The sequence below is a fragment of the uncultured Caballeronia sp. genome, from assembly GCF_964243625.1.
Lineage (GTDB): Bacteria > Pseudomonadota > Gammaproteobacteria > Burkholderiales > Burkholderiaceae > Caballeronia.
In genome coordinates this window covers 1-6,010 of sequence record NZ_CAXTGZ010000380.1, presented here as the reverse complement: position 1 = coordinate 6,010, position 6,010 = coordinate 1, and the positions used below count along the sequence as shown (strand labels likewise).

Genomic DNA, 6,010 nt, shown 5'->3' with positions numbered 1-6,010 from the left:
GATGCGTGCGGTGTAGACGGGGACGGCGAAGACCTCGCCATCCTGGACGCCGGGCCGATCTCTCCGCCCGCCGCGAACCCTTGCATCAGCCGCGCGAGGACCATCAGCCACGCTGCCGTCACGCCGATGGACGCCGCCGTCGGCAAGAACGCGATCATCCACGTGCCGAGCGTCATCAGCGCGATGGACCACGTCATGGCAGTTTTGCGGCCACGCGTGCTCGCCAGATGACCGATGAACATGGCCCCGAGCGGACGCATGAAAAAACCCGCGCCGAACGTTCCCAGCGAAAGCAGGAACGAGGAGAGCGGGTTATCCGACGGAAAGAACAGCCGGCCGATGATCAGCGCCGAAAAGCTGTACACGGTGAAGTCATAGGCAACGAACGCGTTGCCTATGATCGTCGCGACGACTATTCCCCCGGGCTTCGTGCCGGGAGATTGCATCGATTGATTGCCTGCTGATTGCATGCGCGGTGACTTCTGTGTCGGATTTCAACGCGCGATGATAAGCGCGTTTTCGTGACACCACCGGTGCGATCAAAAATTGAACCGCTCAAGGTAATTGCTCGACCAGGCTGTCGAATTCCGGGAGCCATTGCGCCCGCCAGGTTGCGCGCGTGGTTTGATCGACCCATGCGCCGTCGATGCCGTTGATCATGAAACCGCGCAGATCATCCGTACCGAAGCCAAAGTGACTGAACATCAGTTCCCATGCCTCGCTGGGATTGACCTTGTGCAGCGTGGGATCGTCGGTGTTCGGATGGATCCGCAGACCCATCTCGGGCATCCGGCGGATCGGATGAAGCTCGGCCCATTTCTCCGGCGGCAACGTGCGCAAGTAGTACGAGTTGGTCGGCACCACCGTGAACACGATGCCGGACGCGGCGTACTTCGCGGCGAGCGCGGGGTTGTCGACGATCGTATAGCCGTGATCCAGACGGTCGACCTTCAATAATTCAACTGCCGTTTCCACGTTGCGCCACGGCATGCCGAATTCGCCCGCATGCGCGGTCGTCTTGAAACCCGCCTCGCGTGCGTTGCGGTACGCCTTCCAGAACAGTTCGGGAGGCCGGTCGTTCTCACGATAATCAATGCCGATCCCCGCGACTTCCTCGGCGCGATGCGCTTTCATCCATTCGACCAGCGCGACCGCTTCATCCGGATCGGCTTCCCGGTCGATGCTCGGAATCAATCGCGCCGACATTCCGAAGTCGCGTGCCGCGTCGCGGATCGCTTGCACGATGCCGGCTTGCGCATCGCCGTATTCGATTTTCGACACACGCACCGTCCCCGTCGGATTCCAGAAAAACTCGGCGTGACGGACATTATGCGCAGCAGCATCCTCGAGATACTCATACGTGATCCGACGCAGGTCGTCGGGGCCGGTGAGAAGGTGTTCATCGAGGGCGCGCAGCACGCGCAGCACGCCGACAGGCTTTTCGCCACGCGTATAAAACGCATCGATCTCGGCGCGTTCGATGGGCGCGTTACTCTTTTCCGCCAGCGCGATAAACGTCTCGTGGCGCACGGCGCCCAGCAAATGGCAATGCAGCTCGGCCTTTGGAATCGCCTTGAAGAATGCCTTGTGCGCAGCCGTGGTGTCTGTTCCCGTGCGCGAAGCGGGCACGTTGCCGTATGTCTCTTTCATGGTTGTCGGTACTTGCGGTAGTGCAGAAATTAATGGTGCTTGACCACGGTCCAGAAGTAATACCCCAGCGGAATTGCCAGCACGACGAGGCCCCACGGCACTTCCTTGAAGCGTCCGGCGAGCAGCTTCACGATCACGAAGCACAGCAGGCCGCCTGCAATGCCCGTGCCGAAACTGTTGGACATGAGCGTGAGCAAGACCATCGAAAGGACCGGGAAGGCGTCCGTGAAATCATCGAAATGCGCGTGGCGGATCGTGCTGAACATGGACAGGCCGATCAGGATCAGCGCGGGCGCCGTGGCTTCTTTCGGGATTGCGAGCGCGACCGGCACGAACAGCAGCATGAGAGCGAACATGGCGGCGGCGGCCAGCGACGACAGTCCGCTGCGCCCGCCCGCTTCCACACCCGCTGCCGATTCGACCAGTGCGGTCAGCGCTGGAATGCCGAATACGGGACCGAGCGTCGCCGCGATCGAATCGACCAGGAACGGCCGGTTGATGTTCGGCAGGTTTGCGTTTTCATCGAGGAGATTGGCTTTTGCGCCGACCGCGAGCGTGGTGCCCAGCGTCGAGAAAAACTCGGCGGCGAAGAAGACGAACAAATAGGGAATCGCCGCGACCGTCAACGCGCTCGGGATGTCGAGCTTGAACGCGACGGGCATGATGTCGTGCGGAAACGAGATCATCGACGAAGGCATATGCGTCACGCCGAGCGGCACGCCGGCGGCTGCTGCAATCAGGATTGCCCAAAGGATCGCGCCCGGGATTTTTCGTCCTTGCAGCACCACGGCCGCGGCCAGTCCGATCAGCGCGACGATTGTCCCGGGCCGCGAAAAGTCACCGAGGGCGAACGCGTTGGTCTTTGCATTCGCGATCATCATGCCAGCGTTGCGAAACCCGAGCACCGCGATAAACAATCCAATCGATGCCCCCAGTCCCAGCTTGATCTGCTGCGGAATCAGGCGCACGACAAGACTGCGCGCACCGACCAGGGTAAGAATGAGAAACAGCAACCCCGAGATGAACGCGATGCCCAGCCCGGTTTGCCACGCGACATGTTCGGTGGCGGCCAGTGTGACGCCGAGGATCACCGACCCGCCGATTCCGGGTCCGACAATAAACGGCAGATTTGTATATAGCCCCATCAAGACGGTGCTCAACACGAACACGATGATGGTCGATGTCGTCGCCGCGCCACGATCCATGCCGCCGGTTGCAAGCAAAGACGGAATCACGACGAGCAGATACGCTGCCGCCAGGAACGACGTGATGCCCGCGAGCGTTTCCGTGCGCACGCTGGTTTTACGCTCGCTCAAGGCAAAGCGCCGGTCGAGCCATCCGCCTGATTTGCGGGGTAGGGTTGCATCGGAAGAAGCCATCGAAGATTCCTTGTTCACTATTTTTTCCTTGGGCACTTTCGGCGTGCACGCGTTTTATACTGCGGCGCATCCGTCCAACTGGTAGCGCTTCATGTCCGATCGATCAGGTCCATTGCCCGCGCTGACCTTGCGGCAAGTCCAGTACTTCGTCGCGCTCGCCCACGCACGCAGCTTCACTCAGGCCGCGCAATCGCTTTCGTTGACGCAGCCCGCGCTGACCGCCGCGATCCGCCAGATCGAATTTCTGCTCGGCGGTCCGTTGTTCCTGCGTTCGGCGCACCGGCTTACATTGACCGATGCGGGCGCGAGCATCCTGCCGCTCGCCGAACGCCTGCTCAATCACGCGCGCGGCACCTTCGACGACATGGCGAGCACGTTCCTGGAACGGCTGCAGACGGTGCGCATTGCGATGATTCCATCGGTGGCGGGACGCCTGCTTCCTGTCCTCAACGCGTTTCGCGAACAGCGTCCCACGCTTCGTTTTACGCTGACCGACTTGCCGAACACCGCATTGATCGATGCCGTGCGCGACGGAGTTGCCGATATCGGCATTGGCGTGCATGAGCCCGAAGCGAACCATGAAGCCCTGCGTTTCAAGGATGTCTTCGAGGACGAGATCGTGGTCGTGGTACGGCGCGATGATCCGCTTGCGAAGCTCAAGACCGTGCCGTGGAAAAAGCTCGTCGGCCGCGATCTCGCCGTGTTCGTGCGCGGTAGCGTAAGCGATACCCTGCACAGGACCGGCGGTGACGAAAAGCTGCGCCTCTCGGTGACCTACACCATGGAATACACCGAGCCGCTCTACGCCCTCGCGCGCAACGGCCTCGCGATCGCGGTCATGCCGAGCCTTTACACCATGCATTTGCACGATCCCGAGCTGATTGCGCTGCGACTCGACAAACCCCGGGTCACGCGCGCCATCGCGTTGATTTCGCTCGCGGGCGTTGATCGCGGGCCGCACGTGAAAGCATGCTGGGACTATATTGCCGCGCACATCTAGGTCCCGCGCACTTCAAGGCAACGTCGCGATACTGGCTCGCAGCGCGGCGTAGAACGCGTCGGCATCGACATCCGTGATCCAGGTCGCGTTCGGCGCACGTCCGCTATGCCCCGACCAGTCGACGACGGTCTCACCCAGCGTGAATTGTCCTGTCGTTTCCACCACCACGTTGACCAGCTTGCCTTTGAAAAGGCTCGGATCGACGAGATAACCGGCGGCGGTCGGGTCGTACATGGGTGCCTCTTCCACGCCTCGACGCCCCTTCTGGTACTTCACTTCGGCCGCCATGATGTCCGCGACGACCGCGCCGCAGCGGTTGCCGATGGCGCGGATCGGCGCAATGCGCGCTGGCGTGATCGGGGCTTTCACGGCGACATCGCGCGGCAGCACGACAATCGGAACGCCGCTCGAAAACACGATGCTTGCCGCTTGCGGATCAACATAGATGTTGAACTCGGCCGCCGGCGTAATGTTGCCGCGCTCGAAAAACGCCCCGCCCATCAGCACGATTTCGCGCAGTGCATCGCGGATTTCCGGCGCTTCGGTCAAGGCCGTTGCGATGTTGGTCAGCGGCCCGAGTGCGCATATCGTGACGCTTTTCGGCGGCGCGGCTTTCAATGTATCGATGAGATACGCCACCGCGTGCTGCGCGGCGAGCGGCGCCAGCGGTTCGTGCAGTTCGACGCCTTCCAGCCCGGTCTTGCCGTGCACGTTCGCAGCGGTGATCAGCTCGCGCATGAGCGGACGCGGGCATCCTGCATACACGGGCAGCGTTTTGGTGGCGCCGGCCCAGTCGCGGATGATGCGCGCGTTGCGCTCTGTCAGGTTCAGCGGCACATTGCCGGCCACCGCCGTCAGCGCGCGGACATCGAGGCGATCATGCGCGCCCAGCGCGAACAGGATGGCGATGGCGTCGTCCTGACCGGGATCGCAATCGATGATCACCGTGCGGCGCTCATTGGCCGCGTGCGCAAGCGGGTTGAACAACGCCGAAGCGCTCAGCGCCGCCGATGCCTTCAAAAACGTACGTCGAGGAAAACTGGAAGTCTGGCTCATGATCAGAATACGTGGCGCATGCCGAGGGTGGCGACGAGCTGGCGCGTGGTCGTCGAGCGCGCGAAGGCGAAGATCTGTGCGTGCTGGGCGTCGCCGGCGGCTTGCTGGCCGATGACCGTCAACGCCACGTCGGTGCGCTTCGAGAGGAAATAGTCTGCCTGCAGGTTGACCTGGTGCCACGCGGGTTTCTGGTTGATGACGTCGTACTTGCCGTCCGTGTAGCCGTACGCCGCGCCCAGGAACAGCGACGGTGTCATGGTGTAGACCACGTTCACGCCGAAGTTCTGCAGGTGCAGATGCGAATTGTCGAGGTAATCGTAATGGACATCGGTGAAGAGCGCTGCGAACTGCGCCTTGCCGATGGTGTAGAAACCGCCCGTGCCCGCAATGCGCTGTTTCTTCGCGAACACCGACGGGTTGGTCGCGCTTTTATCGAAGATCAGGATGGGCGACGAATAATCGTTCGAGATTGCGCCGTCCGAATTCGTGCTGCTGAACGGATGGTTGTATTGTGCGTAGACCGCGCTCCAGCGCAACGGACCGTGCTCGTAACCAATGCCGAAGCTGTATGCGCTGTTGTCGCTGAAGCCGGTCGCATTGCTGAAACCGTAGATGGCCGTCGCCTTCAGGCCGCGATAATCCGGGCTCACGTACTTCACAGAAGTCTGGACGCGGATGTCGTTATAACCGTTGTCGTTGTCGCCGATATTCACGCCGTTGCTCGCAATGATCACCGGTCCGATGTAATCGTGGATGGCGTCGTACTGGCGGCCGAATGTCAGCGTGCCGTACTTTTTATCGGAGAGACCGACTGCGGCCAGGCGGCCAAATTCGCGGCCGTTCTGCGCAGCCGTGCCCGTCATGATGTTAAAGCCGTTTTCCAACTGGAAGATCGCGCTCAGTCCGCCGCCCAGGTCTTCCCGTC

The 6,010-nt window shown here is 61.6% G+C and carries 6 protein-coding genes; 1 reads left to right on the top strand and 5 read right to left on the bottom strand.

Annotated elements, in window-relative coordinates:
* The 3 genes from ACFFAR_RS22290 to ACFFAR_RS22280 form a co-directional block, all read right to left on the bottom strand.
* On the bottom strand, positions 1–470 hold a 470-nt coding region (locus tag ACFFAR_RS22290; protein WP_375508485.1), incomplete at its 3' end, for an MFS transporter.
* Positions 471–555: 85 nt separating this feature from the next.
* The gene (locus ACFFAR_RS22285) at positions 556–1,650 is read right to left on the bottom strand and encodes an adenosine deaminase (RefSeq protein WP_174362528.1); all 1,095 of its coding nucleotides are present in this window, start codon (positions 1,648–1,650) and stop codon (positions 556–558) included.
* Positions 1,651–1,679: 29 nt separating this feature from the next.
* Positions 1,680–3,029, bottom strand: coding sequence for an NCS2 family permease (locus tag ACFFAR_RS22280; protein ID WP_062001230.1), 1,350 nt, complete (start codon positions 3,027–3,029; stop codon positions 1,680–1,682).
* Positions 3,030–3,120: 91 nt separating this feature from the next.
* Between ACFFAR_RS22280 and ACFFAR_RS22275 the strand changes: the two genes are divergently transcribed.
* Positions 3,121–4,029, top strand: a complete 909-nt coding sequence (locus tag ACFFAR_RS22275; RefSeq protein ID WP_174362529.1) for a LysR substrate-binding domain-containing protein — start codon at positions 3,121–3,123, stop codon at positions 4,027–4,029.
* Positions 4,030–4,041: 12 nt separating this feature from the next.
* Here ACFFAR_RS22275 and ACFFAR_RS22270 read toward each other — a convergent pair whose 3' ends face one another.
* Positions 4,042–5,085: a nucleoside hydrolase gene (locus ACFFAR_RS22270; RefSeq protein WP_375508484.1), complete on the bottom strand. Its 1,044-nt coding sequence runs from the start codon at positions 5,083–5,085 to the stop codon at positions 4,042–4,044.
* Between the two features lie 2 nt (positions 5,086–5,087).
* Positions 5,088–6,010: porin (locus ACFFAR_RS22265; RefSeq protein ID WP_375508483.1), on the bottom strand; the 923-nt coding region annotated here is incomplete at its 5' end.